Consider the following 15,290-nt stretch of genomic DNA (forward strand, 5'->3'; position numbering starts at 1 on the left):
CATGTCAGTCACGGACACCCGCGGGGTCCCCGGACCGGACCCGATGAGCGGCACGCGGCGCGAACCGATCGCGATCGTCGGGATGGCCTGCCGCTTTCCCGGAGGCGTGACCTCGCCTGACGGCCTGTGGCAGCTAGTCGCCGACGGTGTCGACGCCATCGGCCCGTTCCCGCGCGACCGCGGCTGGGATCTCGACCATCTCTTCCACCCCGACCCCGAACACCCCGGCACCTCCAGCACACGCGAGGGCGGATTCCTCTACGACGCCGCCGAGTTCGACCCCACCCTCTTCGGAATCAGCCCCCGCGAAGCCGTCAGGATGGATCCCCAGCAGCGTCTGGTTCTCGAAACCTGCTGGGAGGCCATCGAGCACGCCGGCATCGACCCCACCGCGCTGCGTGACACCCTGACGGGCACCTACTGCGGCCTCATGTACGCCGAGTACGGGACCCACAAGAAGGAAGCGTTCGCCATCACCGGCAGGTTGCCGAGCGTGCTGTCCGGCCGCGTCGCCCACGTACTGGGACTCGTGGGTCCTGCCATGACCGTGGACACGGCCTGTTCCTCCTCCCTGGTCGCCGTCCACCTGGCCGCCACCGCACTGCGCCGGGGCGAATGCTCCCTGGCCCTGGCGGGAGGGGCCACCGTCATGGTCAATGCCGCGCCCTTCGTGGAGTTCAGCCGTCAGCACGGCCTGGCCCCCGACGGCCGCTGCAAAGCATTCGCCGCCACCGCCGACGGCACCGCCTGGTCCGAAGGCATCGGCATGCTCCTCCTCGAACGCCTCTCCGACGCCCACCGCCTGGGCCACCCCGTCCACGCCGTCATCCAAGGCTCAGCCCTCAACCACGACGGCGCCGCCAGCGGACTCACCGCCCCCAACGGCCCCTCCCAACAAGCCGTCATCCGCGCCGCACTCACCGACGCCCACCTCACCCCCGACACCATCGACGCCATCGAAGCCCACGGCACCGGCACCGCCCTCGGCGACCCCATCGAAGCCCACGCCCTCCTCGCCACCTACGGCACCAACCGCAACCCCCAACACCCCCTCCACCTCGGCACCATCAAATCCAACATCGGCCACACCCAAGCAGCAGCCGGAGTCGCCGGCATCATCAAAATGACCATGGCCATCCACCACGGCCAACTCCCCAAAACCCTCCACACCAACCACCCCTCCCCCCGCATCGACTGGACCCAAGGACACCTCAACCTCCTCACCCACACCCAACCCTGGCCCCACCACAACCGCCCCCGCCGAGCCGCCATCTCCTCCTTCGGCCTCAGCGGCACCAACGCCCACCTCATCCTCGAACAACCACCCCACCCCCCCACCACCCACCAGAACAACAGCGACACCACCGGCGACAAGGACGGCTCCTTTCCCTGGCTGCTGTCCGGTCAGACCGAACAGGCGTTGCGTTCCCGGGCCGCGCACCTGCACAACCACCTCACCGCCCACCAGGATCTGGCCACCGCCGACATCGGCCACTCCTTGGCGACCACCCGCACCACCACACACACCCACCGCGCTGCCGTCCTCGTCACCGGGCGCACCGAGGCCCTGCGCGGCCTCCAAGCCCTGGCCCAGGGGGAAGCAGCGCCTCAGGTCCTCACCCGTACGAGCACCTCGGCAGTCGACGCGACCGCATTCCTCTTCCCCGGCCAGGGCAGCCAGTACCCGGGGGCCGGCCGCGACCTCCACGGCCGCTTCCCCGCCTTCGCCCGCGCCTTCGACGAGGCCTGCGCCCATCTCGACCCGCACCTCGAACACGCCCTCAAGGACGTCCTGTTCGCCGCGCCCGGCACCCCGGAATCCGCGCTGCTCGACCAGACCGCCTACACCCAGCCCGCGCTCTTCGCCCTCGAAGTCGCGTTCTTCCGGCTCCTCGAGCACCACGGGGCCGCCCCCGACCTGCTGCTGGGCCACTCCATCGGCGAGTTGGCGGCCGCCCATGTGGCGGGTGTCCTCGATCTGGCGGACGCCTGCACCCTCGTCGCCCACCGGGGCCGCCTGATGCAGTCCGCGCCGACGGGCGGCCGCATGGTGGCCGTGGAAGCCACCGAGGAGGAGATCCGCGAGGCTCTCGCCCTGTATGCAGGCCGGCTGGATCTCGCCGCCGTCAACGGGCCGCGGGACGTGGTCGTCACGGGCGACGCCGAGGCCGCCGAGGAACTCGCGCAGGCTTGGCGCGCCAGAGGCCGCAGGGCCACCGAGCTGAAGGTCAGCCATGCCTTCCACTCCCCCCACATGGACGGCCTGTTGGAGGACTTCCGTCACGTAGCCGCCGGGCTGACGTTCCGCGAACCGCGTATACCGGTTGTCTCCAATCTCACCGGTCGCGTCGCCACCGGGGCGATGCTGACGGACCCGGACTACTGGGTGCGCCAACTGCGCGGCACCGTCCGCTTCCACGACGGCGTGCGCTTCCTCGAATCCCGGGGTGTCACCGAGTACGTCGAGATGGGGCACGGGGTCCTGTCCGTCCTGGCGCGCCGCAGCCAGGGCCCCGACTCCCCCGGCATCGTGACCCCCCTGGTGCGCCGCGGCCACGACCCCGTCAGTACCGTCACCACGGCCCTCGCCCGGCTGGCTCTGAACGGTGCCCGGCTGGATCCGGGTGCCTCCTTCCCCGGCGGCCGCCGGATCCCGCTGCCCACCTATCCCTTCCAGCGTCAGCACTACTGGCTGAGCACCCCGGCTGCGGGCGACGGCACTGCCCGGTCCCACCCGGTACTCGACGAGGCTCTGGAGCCGGCCGACGCAAGCGGGCTGGTGTTCACGGGTCGTCTGGACGCCGAGGACATGCCGTGGCTGGCCGACCACACTGTGGCCGGGATCCCGGTGCTGCCCGGCGCGGGCATCGCGGAGCTCGCGCTGAGTGCCGCCCGCCGGGCCGGTGCGAAGCAGGTGGCCGAACTCACCCTGGAACAGGTCCTGCCGGTCGCCCGGCCCACCGACATACAGCTGATCGTCGGCGCTCCCGACGAGGACGGCAGCCGTCCGCTCGCGCTCTACTCCCGTGCGGCGGGCACCCGCGGTGCCGCGTGGACCCGGCACGCCAGCGGAACGCTGTCGGACGCGGGAGCGGCAGAGGTGGCCGAACTCCCGTCATGGCCGCCGAGCGGGGCCTCACCGGTAGCGGTCGACGACCTGTATCCGCGGCTCGCGGAGCGCGGTTACGCCTACGGCTACACCTTCCGGGGGCTGCGCGAGCTCTGGCGCGACGGCAGCGATCTCTACGCGGTGGTGGCATCGCGCGCGAAGGCGAGCCGTGACGGCTTCCAACTGCATCCCGCCGCCCTGGACGCGGCCCTGCACGCGCTGGCCGCCGCCGACGGGGACGCGTCCCGGCTCCTCGTGCCCTTCGCATGGCAGGGCCTGACGCTCCACGGGCCCGGCAACGGCCCGCTCCGTGTCCGTCTGCGGCGTGGTGCGGACGACTCCTGCTCCCTGCTCGTCGCCGACGACACGGGTGCCCCGGTCCTCAGTGTGGACAAGCTCGTCCTGCGCGAGCTCAAGCCACCCGCCCCGTCCGCGGCGAGCGACTGCGCGCTGTTCGCCCTGGACTGGACCGATCTCGCTCCCAACACGCCGCTGCTGAGCGGCACGTGGGCTGCGGTGGGCCCGGGCGCCGAGGCGCTGCCCGAGCTCGTGCAGGCGGACGGGACAGCGGCACGCGTCCACACCGGTCTCGACGCCCTGCTCCGCTCCGTCGACGGGGGCGCCGCGGTCCCCGAGGTCGTCCTCGCGTTCGTCACGGCTTCCCCGCCCGGCGGTTCCGGGCCGACCGGGGCCGCCGCCCATGAGGTTCTCGGTCTCCTCCAGCAGTGGCTCTCCGACAGCCGGTTGGCCGCCGGCAGGCTCGCCCTGGTCACCCGGGACGCGGTGGCCGCGCCCGGCGACACCCGTTCGGACCCAGAGCACGCCGCAGTGTGGGGCCTGGTCCGCGCCGCGCAGTCGGAACACCCCGGGCGATTCACCCTGATCGACGGCGACGGCGCCCCGCAGTCCGTCCGCGGCCTGCTCAGGGCCGCCGCCTCGAAGGAAGCCCAACTCGCCCTCCGGGGCGGCCGGTTCCTCTCACCCCGCCTGCGCCCTCACCGCCCGTCCCCCTCCGGCCGCGCCCCCTTCGACCGGCACAGCCGTGTCCTGGTCACCGGCGGCCTGGGCGCCCTGGGACGACTGGTCGCCCGTCATCTGGTGGACCGGTACGGAGTCCGCCAGCTGGTGCTGGTCGGGCGGCGCGGCCCGCACACACCCGGCGCGGCGGAGTTCGCCTCCGACCTCGAGACCGCCGGCGTGCGAGTGACGGTCTCGGCAGGCGATGTCGGGGACCGCGCCGCCCTGGCCGCCATCCTGGACGGCCTCGACGAGCCGCCGACCGCGGTGGTGCACGCGGCCGGCGTCCTCGACGACACCATCGTGCAGCGGCTGACCCCCGAACGCCTGGACGCCGTCCTGCGGCCAAAGGCCGACGCGGCCGTCCATCTTCATGAACTGACCCGGCATTCGGGCCTGTCCGCCTTCGTCCTGTTCTCGTCCTTCTCCGGCACGCTCGGCCTACCGGGGCAGGGCAACTATGCGGCGGCCAACGCCTACCTCGACGCTCTGGCGCTGAAGCGCCGTGCCGAAGGGCTGCCGGCCACGTCACTGGCCTGGGGGCTGTGGGATGCCGGAGAGGGTCTCGGCAGCGGGCTGGGCACGACGGAGCTGCAGCGCCTGGCCCGCCACGGAGCTGCCGCGCTGTCGGTCGAGGACGGCCTGGCCCTCTTCGACGCCGCCGCCGCGGACACCGCGACCGTCCTGCTGCCCGCCCGCCTCGACACGCGGGAACTGACGGCGGAGTCGGCCCCGCCCCTCCTGCGCGCGCTCGTCCCCGCCGCCACGAAGTCCCGCCGCTCGGCGCCCGCCCCGTCGGCCCCGGGCGCATCCGCCGCGCTGCGCCGCCGCCTGGCCGATGCGCCCCGTACGGCACGCCAGCACCTCGTCCTTGAGGCGGTACGCGCCGAAGTGGCCGCCGTCCTTGAGCTCTCCGCTCCGGATCAGGTGCCGGCCGGCGCACGCTTCCAGGACCTGGGCGTCGACTCCCTGACCGCGCTCGAACTGCAGCAGCGGATCACCTCGGTGACGGGTGTGCGACTGGCCTCGACAGCCGTCTTCGACCACCGCAGCCCCGCCGCCCTCGCGGATCGCCTGATGGCGGAGCTCGCCGCCGAGAACGGCGAGGAGCAAAGCCCGGTTGAGCCGGACCTCGAACCGCCGTCCGAGGACACCTCACTGGACACGATGAGCAGCGAGGAGCTGGTCCGCCTGGCCTTGGGGACGGACCGCGGTGAACGCACCCCGACACAGATCGACGGAGAGTCCCGATGACGGCATCGCACGACGAACTGGTCGACGCACTGCGGGCGGCCCTGAAGGACAATCAGCAGCTTCGTGCCGCGGCCACGAAGGCGGAGCACGACGTTGGCCCGATCGCCATCGTCGGGATGGCCTGCCGCTACCCCGGCGGAGTCGAGTCCCCGCAGGACCTGTGGCAGCTGGTGATGGACGAGCGCGACGTGATCGGGCCGTTCCCCGAGGACCGCGGCTGGGACCTGTCCTCGCTGTACGACCCGGACGCGCAACGGCCGTGGACGTCGTACGTCAAGGAGGGCGGATTCCTCGACGACGCCACGGGTTTCGACGCCGAGTTCTTCCAGATCTCGCCGCGCGAGGCGCATGCGATGGACCCGCAGCACCGGCTGCTGCTGGAGACCGCGTGGGAAGCGTTCGAGGACGCGGGAATCGTGCCGTCGGCACTGCACGGCAGCCGCACGGGCGTTTTCGTCGGCACCATGTACGACGACTACGGCTACCGTGTCCTGCCGTCGCCGGTCGAGTACGAGGGCTATATGGCCCTCGGCAGCGCGAGCGGCTTCGCCTCCGGGCGTATCTCCCATGGCTTCGGGTTCGAAGGTCCTGCCATGACCGTGGACACGGCCTGTTCCTCCTCCCTGGTCGCCGTCCACCTGGCCGCCACCGCACTGCGCCGGGGCGAATGCTCCCTGGCCCTGGCGGGAGGGGCCACGACCATGGCGACACCGGTGTCGTTCGTGGAGTTCAGCCGTCAGCACGGCCTGGCCCCCGACGGCCGCTGCAAAGCATTCGCCGCCACCGCCGACGGCACCGCCTGGTCCGAAGGCATCGGCATGCTCCTCCTCGAACGCCTCTCCGACGCCCACCGCCTGGGCCACCCCGTCCACGCCGTCATCCAAGGCTCAGCCCTCAACCACGACGGCGCCGCCAGCGGACTCACCGCCCCCAACGGCCCCTCCCAACAAGCCGTCATCCGCGCCGCACTCACCGACGCCCACCTCACCCCCGACACCATCGACGCCATCGAAGCCCACGGCACCGGCACCGCCCTCGGCGACCCCATCGAAGCCCACGCCCTCCTCGCCACCTACGGCACCAACCGCAACCCCCAACACCCCCTCCACCTCGGCACCATCAAATCCAACATCGGCCACACCCAAGCAGCAGCCGGAGTCGCCGGCATCATCAAAATGACCATGGCCATCCACCACGGCCAACTCCCCAAAACCCTCCACACCAACCACCCCGCCCCCCGCATCGACTGGACCCAAGGACACCTCAACCTCCTCACCCACACCCAACCCTGGCCCCACCACAACCGCCCCCGCCGAGCCGCCATCTCCTCCTTCGGCCTCAGCGGCACCAACGCCCACCTCATCCTCGAACAACCACCCCACCCCCACCACCCACCAGAACAAGGACAAGGACAAGGACGCGGGGCCGCTGCCCGTCGTCCCCGTCCTTCTGTCCGGGCACAATCCGGCCGCGCTGCAGGCCCAGGCCCGCCGGGTCCTCGACTCGCTGACCACTGCGTCGGCCGCCCCCGCGGACCTTGTCGACCTCGGCTTCTCGCTTGCCACCACCCGCAGCCACCTCGCGCACCGCGCGGTCCTGCTGCCCAGCGAGGAGGGCGGCCTGCTCGACGGGCTGCACGCCCTGGCGGCGGATCCGGATGGTGCCGCGGCCATACGCGGCCGGGCCACAGAGGGGCGCACCGCCCTCCTGTTCTCCGGGCACGGCCTCCAGCGGCCCGGCACTGGCCGGGAGCTGTACCGGACGTTCCCGGCTTTCGCCTCCGCGTTCGACGCCGTCTGCCGCGAACTCGACGACCACCTGGACCAGCCCCTGCGCACGGTCCTCTTCGGCTCCGGGACCGCGCTGCTCGACCGCCCGGAACACTCCCAGCTCGCGCTCTTCGCCTACCAAGTCGCCCTGTTCCGCCTGCTGGAGTCCTGTGGGGTCGCGCCCGTGGCCGTCCTCAGCCACTCCGTCGGCGCGATCTCCGCCGCTCATGCCGCCGGCGTGCTCTCCCTCGCCGACGCGGCCGAACTGGCAGTGGCCCACAGCCGGTTGGCGAAGGGGCTTTCGGGAAGCGGAGCCGCGGCCGTCAAGAACCTGAGCTTTTGTGAGCCGGAGCTCACGGTGGTCTCGGGCCTCACCGGACGGGCGATGCGGGAGAACGAGTTCGCCGACCCCGACCACTGGGCCCGCCAGGCGGTCGAGACGTTCCGCTTCGAGGACGGCGTGCGGTCCCTGAGCGACCTGGGATGCAACCGGCTGGTGGAGGTCGGCCCGTCCGGCGAACTCACCGGCATGGTCGCCGACTGCTTCGCCGGCCAGGCCGCACCGACGGCGGTCGCGGCGCAGCGCGACCAGGAGCCGGAGGCCGCCACGCTGGTGACCGCGCTCGCCCGGCTGCACTCGGTCGGCGCCGACGTCGACTGGGCCGCCGTGTTCGCGGACCGCGGCGCGCGTCGGATCCCGCTGCCGACGTATGCCTTCCAGCGGCGCCGCTACTGGATCGACGCGCCGCAGCGCACAGCTGCCCGCCCGGCCGGGATCACCGATCTCGACCACCCGATCCTGGCCGCCGCCACGGAGGTACCGGCGCCGGACGGGGTCATGTTCACCGGACGGCTCTCGCACGCCACGCTCCCCTGGCTGGCCGACCACCGGGTCGCCGGCAGGACGCTGCTGCCTGGCACCGCCCTGCTCGACGCGGTGGTGAGCGCCGCCCGTGTGACGGGCGGCGACACGGTCGAGGAGCTCGTCCACGAGGAGCCGTTGGACGTGGTGGACGGCGCGGAGTTCGACCTGCGGGTCTTCATCGCGGCGGCCGACGCCGACGGCCGGAGCGCCGTCACCGTGCACGCCCGCCGGGCGGACACCGAGGAGTCGGCCTGGATCCGGTGCGCCCACGGCACTGTCGCCCGGCTCGGATCGGAGCCCGGCGCCGAGCCGCGGCGCGGCCTCCCCGTGGCGGCCGCGCCGCTCGACCTGCCGCCCCACGAGCTCTACCGCACCCTCGCGGACCGGGAGTTGGCGTACGGACCGGCGTTCCGCGGTGTCGGCGCGATGTGGAGCTCCGGCCCGGAGACCATCGCCGATGTGACCCTTCCGGACGGGGTGCGGCCCGGCACGCACGCCCTGCACCCCGTGCTCCTCGACGCCGCCCTGCACCCGCTCGCCGCCGAGGGTGCCGCGGGCCCCGGCCTGCTTCCGCACATCTGGCGGGACGTGCGGGTCCGGGCCGCCGCCGGCGCCGCGGCCCGGGTGCGGGTCCATCTGACACCCGCGGGCCACGACGTGGTCTCGGCCGAGTTCACCGACCCCGACGGCAGGCCGCTGGCCTCGATCGGCTCTCTCATCCTGCGGCCGGTCCCGGCCGCCGACGCCGGTCCTTCCGGCGCGCCGGAGGCCGACGGCCTGTTGGTGCCGTACTGGACGCCGGTCTCCGAGCCGGCCGGCGTCGCGCCGGACACGCCGTGGACCGACCTCGCCGAGGCGTTCGCCGCAGGTGGAGCACTCCCGCGGACGACCGTGCTGACGTGCCGGACCGACAGGGCCGGGACCCCGGCAGCGGTCCGGGAGACCCTGCTGGAGGTGCTGACCGCGGTCCAGGGCTTCCTGGCTGACGAGCAGGAGGAGGACGCCCGGCTGGTGGTGGTCACCCGCGGCGCCGTCGCCGTGGGGAACGAGCAGGACCCCGGCATACGGCCCGCCCACCGCGCCGTGTGGGGACTGCTCCGGTCCGCGCAGGCCGAGTACCCGGGCCGGTTCGTCCTGCTCGACGAGGACGGTACCGCCGCCTGCCGCGAGGCGTTCGCCGCCGCGCTGGCCTCCGGCGAGAGCCAGCTCGCGCTGCGTGAGGGGACCGCGTACCGGCCGGCCCTCGCCAGCGCCGCCGGCGCCCCGGTCCCCGGATGTACCTGGGACCCGACAAGAGCGGTGCTGATCACCGGTGGGCTCGGCTGGCTCGGCCGGATCACCGCCCGGCACCTGGTGGAGCAGCACGGTGTGCGGCAGCTGGTCCTGATGGGGCGCGGCGCCCCCGGCCTCGACGCGGAGCGCGTCATCGCGGACCTGCGGGATCTCGGTGCCAAGGTCCGCACGGTGGCCTGTGACGCCGCCGACCGCGAGGCACTGGCCGGGGTTCTCGACAGGCTTGCCCGCTCCGGTGTCCGCATCGGCGGTGTCGTCCATGCCGCGGGTTTCCTCGAAGGAGGTCTGCTGACCGACCTGACGGCCGACGACCTCGACCGGTCGCTGCGTCCCAAGGTCGACGCGGCGTTCCATCTGCACGAACTGACCGCCGACCTGGACCTGTCCGCGTTCGTCGTCTACTCCTCGGTCGCCAGCACGCTCAACTCGGCGGGGCAGGGCGCCTATGCCGCCGCGAACGGGTTCCTGGAAGGCCTGATGGAGCAACGGCACACCGCCGGCAAGCCCGGCGTGGCCATCGTGTGGGGCCAGTGGGATGTGTCGGGAGGCATGGGCAGCACCCTCACGAACGCCCAGATCGACCGCATGGCCCGGGTCGGCGTCCTGCTGATACCCATCGAACAGGGCCTGCGCTTCCTCGACGCGGCGGTGCACGGGATTGAGCCGGTGGTTGTGGCGGGACGCTGGGATCGCGGCGCCCTGGCCGCACAGCACCGCGGCGGCACTCTCCCGCGCATCCTGGAGTCCCTCCTGCCCGCCGACGCCGGGAAGCCAGGGGGAGAGGAGGATCCGTCCTCGACCGAGCTGCCGCACGACCACGGGGACACCGCGGCCGCGGAAGGCGGCGACACAATGTTGGAGCGGCTCCTCGCCGAGGTCGCCGCAGTGCTCGGCCACGCCTCCGCCGACGCGATCGACCCGGACATCGCCTTCGACCACGTCGGCATGGACTCGCTGGGGGCGGTGGAGCTGCGCAACCGGCTGATGGCCACCATCGGGCTGCGCCTTCCGGCCACTTTCGTCTTCGACTGGCCGACCCCCCGGCTCCTGGCCGATGTCCTCGGTCAGGAGCCGCCGTCCGACGGACGGACCACCACCGAGAACGGAAACGGAACCCCGATGCCATGACCGAGCACACCCGCACCGCAGCCCCGGCCGGACCGACGAGCGCGTCCGACCTGGTGCGCGAGATATACCTGGCGGGCCCCGACAGCCGCAAAGGTCAACTCACCACCGATCTCACGGCGTTGGAGGACGCGGCCCGTGCGGTCCTCCCGCCCGCGGTGTCCGGCTTCGTGGCCGGCGGCGCCGGGACCGGGGCCACCGGGCGCGCCAACCGGGACGCTTTCGACCGGTGGCGCCTGCTGCCCCGGGCACTGCGCGGCTTCACGCGGCGCGACCTGACAGTGGACCTCCTCGGCCAGACCCTGCCCGCACCGGTCCTGTTGGCACCGATCTCCGCACAGACTGCCGTGCACCCCGAGGGTGAGATCGCCACCGTCCGGGGCGCGGCCGACGCCGGGCTGCCGTTCGTGCTGTCCTCCTACTCCTCGCACAGCCTCGAGGAGGTGGCCGCGGCTGCCGGGCCGGGGCCCCGCTGGTTCCAGCTGTACTGGCCCTCGGACGACGAACTGGCCGCGTCCCTGGTCCGCCGGGCCGAGGCGAGCGGCTACACGGCGCTGGTCCTCACCGTCGACAATCCCTCCGTCGGCTACCGGCCCGCGGACCTCGATCACGGCTACCTTCCGCTGATACGCGGCACCGGGCTCGCCAACTACACGAGTGATCCCGTGTTCCGGGCGGCGCTGCCGCCGGATGCCGGCCCCGAGTCGGTCGTCAGGCACTGGGCCCGGGTCAACGGCAACCCGTCGCTGACCTGGGACCGACTGAACCAGCTGCGCGAGTGGACGAGTCTTCCCCTTCTCGTCAAGGGGGTCCTGCACCCCGACGACGCGCGCCTGGCCGTGGCCAACGGGGCGGACGGCGTGATCGTCTCCAATCACGGGGGACGCCAGCTGGACGGCGCGGCGGCTTCCCTGGACTGCCTGCCCGCAGTGCGCGCCGCGGTCGGCGGCACCGTCCCTGTGCTGATGGACTCCGGTGTCCGCACCGGCACCGACGTCGCCAAGGCTCTGGCCCTCGGCGCGGACGCCGTCCTCCTCGGCAGGCCCTACCTGTACGGACTGGCGCTCGACGGACGTCCCGGCGTGCGGCACGTCCTGCGGTGCCTGCTCGCCGAGCTCGACGTCGCTCTGACGCAGATCGGCTGCGGCAGCGCCCGGTCCCTGGGTCCGGAGCTGCTCGCTCCGGCGGGACCCCTGGGCGGGCCGCAGCCGACAGCACGTCAGGATCGCTCGTAGTGCTTCGTCAGGTGTACTGATCTTGCCTGGCCAGAGGCATGGCGTCGGCTTGCGCGGCCCCTCCTGATGCTGGAGGGACGGCGTAGGCCGATCCAGCCGATGGCCGAGCGGCTGCCGGACGGGAACATGCGGCAACGGATCGCGCGACGGCTGTGCGAGGAGGTCCGGCCCGCTGGAGCGGCAGTTGTATCTGCCCGGGGAGTGGACCAGCGATGCGGCCCAGCGCCGCAGAGCCGGCGTCCCGCAGTACGTCACCTTTGCTGCCAAGACCCAGCTCGCGCTGGACTTGTTGGATCGCCTGGCTGTGTGGGACCGGCCTATGGCGGGCTGGGCCCGGCGCCCCTGCCCCGCTACCGCACCCGGCCGGTAACACTGCCTCAACCGGCAGCCGAGCACGGCGTGTTCAGCGAGGTGTCCTGGCGGCAAGGCCGCATGCGCTCTCGCTTCGCCGTCCTTGAAATCCAGCCGGCGGGCAAACAGTCCCTCCGCCATGCCCAGGAACATGGCGGAGGCCACTACGCCTGGGACGGGGTGCCGGCGGGGCCGGCACCATCACGTCACCCTCGTCGGCGCCTGCTGGCTCAGCCTCCAAGAAGGCTGGTGGCGCCTGTTTCCGCGAGACGGCCCTGGCCGGCCGGTCCTTCGCCAGCCCGGACGGCATCGCCAAAGGCCACCGCAATGGCCACCGCTCAGCTCAACACCCGCGCCCGACCTTGGATCTAGGGCCGCGCGACACCCCGTCCCGCCCCCGGCGATGCCGCTACCGGAACGTTCTTCGAGGAACGCAGCACTAGCGTTCCACGATCCGTTCCAGTTCCCGGACGACCTCGGCGGGTGACGGCTGCGCCGCCAGCTCCTGGCCGAGCCGTCCGGCGGCCTCCCCGAACGACGGATCCTCCAGCAGCCGCACCAGCTGCTCCCGCACCCGCCCCCCGTCCAGGTCCTCCGGAGCGTCCCCCCGGATCCACAGGCCGGCCCCGGACCGCTCCAGCCGCGGGCCACGCTCCCCGATATCGGTCATGGCGCGGCCGATCACCAGCTGCGGCACCCCGTGCGCGATCGCCTCCAGGAACCCGGGCACGCCGCCATGGTGGATCACAGCCGAGCACGAGGGGACGACGGCGTGCAGCGGAACGAACTCCACCAGCCTGGTATTGCCGGGAACCCGCTCCAGCTCCCGCTGGAACTGCTCGGGCAGCGTCACCACCAGCTCGATGTCCAGATCAGCCAGCGCATCCAGCATCCCCTGCAGCTGCTCCAAGGAGGACGCGGCCGTCGCCGGGTCCGTTGCCAGGCTGAGTCCGAAGGTGGCCAGGACGCGCCGCTTGGCCGGGTCGCGTCGGGCCCAATGCGGCACCACCGACGGCCCGTTGTAGGGGACATAGCGCAGCGGAAGATGCGGCGACGGCGACTCCAGCCGCATCGAGCCGACCATCTGCTCGATCGCGAACTGCCCGGTCACCATCTCCTCGGAGAACTCGGCACCGAACTTCTGCGCCCACTCCCCCAGCCAGTCCCCCAACGGGTCCTCGCGGTCCTCGGGCGCCTGCTCCTGACGCACCCGCAGAAAATGCCGGCGGGCGCGGTCCTCGACGGCCAACTCGGTGCGCATGCGCCCGTGCGGCACTCCGACCGCCGTGGCCGCGATCGCGCCCGCGTGGCTCAGCCAGTCCCAGAGCACCAGGTCCGGCTGCCACCAGCGGCAGTACTCCACCAGCTCCTCGACCATCGCATCATTGGAGGCCCGGGAGGTGGCGGCCAGGAACCGGCTCCCCCACCGCAGGCGCTCCCAGGTGAGGATCTCTTCGCGGTCCTCGCACACGTCGACGAGGATGTCGTTCTGCTCGCCGTGGGCTTCGACGAGCTTCTGGTACACCTCCCCCTGCTCGCGTTCGACCCTCCCGAAAACGGGTTCTTCGGGACCTACAGGTACGGCCGGCAGACCCGAGGCGGTGACGGCGTCCGTCAGCTCCGGGCCGCTCGCGACCCGGACCTCGTGGCCTGCCGACTGCAGTGCCCAGGCCAGCGGCACCATGTGCTGCAGGTGGGTTCGCCAGGGAAAGACTACGAACAGGACGCGCATGGCGCTTTCCTCCTTCGAAGCGAACTCATCCACGGTTCGCAGGCTGTTCCAGCAACGGCCTAAGCGGTGAGCATCTCGAGTTTCGACACTGCCAGCAGGTCATCCAGCGGCAAGAATTCCGGCCGCTCGTCCGGGGCCGCCCGCAATCCGGGATACCGGTCCAGGAGCATCCGCAAGCAGATGCTGGTCTCGAGGCGGGCGAGTGGCGCGCCGATGCAGAAGTGGATTCCGCGGCCGAATCCCAGGTGCGGATTGGGGTCGCGACCGGGATCGAACTCGTCGGGCCGGTCGAACACCCGCTCGTCCCGGCTGCCGGCGCCGAGCCAGAGCCGGACGAAGCTCTTCTTCGGTATCTTGACGCCGGCCAGCTCGGTGTCTTCGGCCGTCGCGCGGGCGGAGGCCGCGAGCGGACCGAGGAACCGCAGGGTTTCCTCGGCGGCCCCCGGGATGAGGTCCGGGTTCGCCCGCAGCCGGGCGAACTGCTCCGGGTGGGCATCCAGGCACAGCAGCATGTTGGCGATCGTCGCGCTGGTGGTGAGGTGTCCTGCGACGAGGAGTTCCCTGGAGAAGTTCACCACCTGGTTGTCAGTCAGGCGCTCGCCGTCGACCTCCGCCTGGACCAGCTTGGTCAGCAGATCCTCGCGCGGCTTGGCGCGCCGTTCGGCCGCATGCGTGCGCAAGTACTCCATCAGTTCGGGCACTTGCCCCATGGCGGCCGCGACGTCCTCGTCCTCGCGCTGCGTGCCCGCGCCGTCCTTGACCGCGTCTTCCACGTTCACTTCGCCGGCGGCGGTGAGGATGGTGTCCACCCACTGCTTGAAAAGGTCGCGGTCGCTGCGCGGCACGCCGAGCATGTCGGCTATCACCATCACCGGCATCGGATACGCCAGGTCCCCGACCAGTTCCAGGCGCCCCTGGCCCGCCGCCTCGTCCAGGAGCTGACCAGTGACCTCAGCGATCCGCGGTTCGAGATCGGCCACCAGCTTTGGGGTGAACGCACGGCTGACAATCTTGCGGAGCTTCGTGTGCTTGGGCGGGTCGGCCGCGCTCAGCGCGCCCTCGCTGAGGGTCTCGCCCTCGGGCGCCCCGAACAGCAGGGCTTCCACATTGGACGAGTACACCTGCGGGTCGCCGTAGACCTCCAGGATCTCGGCGTGACCGTAGACATGGAACACCCCGCTCTCGTCCACCTTGACGGGCTGCTCCGGTCGGTGACCCCACATCCAGAAGAACGCGGGGTTCACTCCCCAGCGGTCGGCGAGCTGTGTCATCTCCATCCCTCCTGTTTCTCGTTCTGTACGGGCGCTGGTACGGGCGCAGGTGCTACTCGCCCATGGCGAGGCGCAGGCTCCTGGGCCGCAGATCGGTCCAGTTCTCCTCTATGTGGGCAAGGCACTTCGGCCGGTCCTCCGGACCGAAGGCGATCCGCCAGCCGTCCGGGATGTGTGCGAAGGAGGGCCATAGGGAGTGCTGTTCCTCGTCGTTCACCAGGACGTAGAACGTGCCGTTCTCGTCGTCGAAGGGGTTCGTGGTCACGCGG

Annotated in this window: 7 protein-coding genes and 1 pseudogene; 5 read left to right on the forward strand and 3 right to left on the reverse strand. The window is 72.0% G+C overall.

Translation table 11 applies throughout. The annotated features are described in order from the left end of the window. The first annotated feature begins 1 nt into the window (after window position 1). The 5 genes and pseudogenes from OG302_RS00065 (at window position 2) to OG302_RS00085 (ending at window position 12,037) form a co-directional block, all read left to right on the forward strand. Complete coding sequence (locus OG302_RS00065; RefSeq protein WP_371524544.1) at window positions 2-5,380, forward strand: type I polyketide synthase; 5,379 nt, start codon at window positions 2-4, stop codon at window positions 5,378-5,380. Continuing rightward, a pseudogene (locus OG302_RS00070) lies at window positions 5,377-6,726 on the forward strand (type I polyketide synthase); the annotation flags it as partial. The gene OG302_RS00065 and the pseudogene OG302_RS00070, both read left to right, overlap by 4 nt. Before the next feature lie 406 nt (window positions 6,727-7,132). Next, window positions 7,133-10,435 carry an SDR family NAD(P)-dependent oxidoreductase gene (locus OG302_RS00075; protein WP_371749980.1) on the forward strand — a complete coding sequence of 1,101 codons (3,303 nt, stop codon included), beginning with the start codon at window positions 7,133-7,135 and terminating at the stop codon, window positions 10,433-10,435. Beyond that, window positions 10,432-11,667 (forward strand): alpha-hydroxy-acid oxidizing protein, encoded by a 1,236-nt coding sequence (locus tag OG302_RS00080; protein ID WP_371524546.1) that lies wholly within the window; start codon window positions 10,432-10,434, stop codon window positions 11,665-11,667. The genes OG302_RS00075 and OG302_RS00080 overlap by 4 nt, the downstream gene beginning before the upstream one ends. 184 nt (window positions 11,668-11,851) lie before the next feature. Continuing rightward, entirely contained in the window at window positions 11,852-12,037 is a 186-nt protein-coding gene (locus OG302_RS00085; RefSeq protein WP_371524548.1) for a transposase, read from the forward strand. A 420-nt stretch (window positions 12,038-12,457) separates the two neighbouring features. Here OG302_RS00085 and OG302_RS00090 read toward each other — a convergent pair whose 3' ends face one another. The 3 genes from OG302_RS00090 to OG302_RS00100 form a co-directional block, all read right to left on the reverse strand. After that, window positions 12,458-13,750 (reverse strand): activator-dependent family glycosyltransferase, encoded by a 1,293-nt coding sequence (locus OG302_RS00090; protein WP_371524550.1) that lies wholly within the window; start codon window positions 13,748-13,750, stop codon window positions 12,458-12,460. A 59-nt stretch (window positions 13,751-13,809) separates the two neighbouring features. Further along, the gene (locus OG302_RS00095; RefSeq protein WP_371524552.1) at window positions 13,810-14,994 is read right to left on the reverse strand and encodes a cytochrome P450; all 1,185 of its coding nucleotides are present in this window, start codon (window positions 14,992-14,994) and stop codon (window positions 13,810-13,812) included. A gap of 79 nt (window positions 14,995-15,073) precedes the next feature. Next, window positions 15,074-15,286, reverse strand: coding sequence for an MbtH family protein (locus tag OG302_RS00100; protein WP_371524554.1), 213 nt, complete (start codon window positions 15,284-15,286; stop codon window positions 15,074-15,076). Between the last annotated feature and the right edge of the window lie 4 nt (window positions 15,287-15,290).

Origin of the sequence: Streptomyces sp. NBC_01283 (genome assembly GCF_041435335.1) — a bacterium.
Lineage (GTDB): Bacteria > Actinomycetota > Actinomycetes > Streptomycetales > Streptomycetaceae > Streptomyces.